This is a genomic window from Rhodococcus sp. T7 (genome assembly GCF_009872365.1).
Classification (GTDB): Bacteria; Actinomycetota; Actinomycetes; order Mycobacteriales; family Mycobacteriaceae; genus Rhodococcus_F.
This window is the reverse complement of the sequence record NZ_WXYH01000389.1, coordinates 141810-142039: the sequence shown is the minus strand read 5'-3', so window position 1 is coordinate 142039 and position 230 is coordinate 141810. Positions and strand designations below refer to the sequence as shown.

The following is a 230-nucleotide window of genomic DNA, read 5'->3' as shown; positions in this document are numbered from 1 at the left end:
CCCGCGGACGGGTCGCGCCCTGCGGTGATGTCGGGATGTGCGGTTCCGTTGTGGGGTGAGAAGCCCGGAGGGGTCCGAGGTACCGGCGCGGCCTGGGTGTTCGGTTAGGTGCAGTCCCGGCAGATCAGCTGCCCGGGGTCGGCGAGTCGGCTGCGGTGGTGGACCAGGAAGCAACTGGTGCAGGTGAATTCGTCCGCCTGCTTCGGGAGGACGCGGACGGTCAGTTCCTC

General features: G+C 69.1%; 1 protein-coding gene. It reads right to left on the bottom strand.

From position 1 onward, the window contains the following. Positions 1-104 precede the first annotated feature (104 nt). The coding region (locus MLGJGCBP_RS44650) for a DUF4193 family protein (protein WP_160104017.1) at positions 105-230 on the bottom strand (126 nt) is incomplete at its 5' end.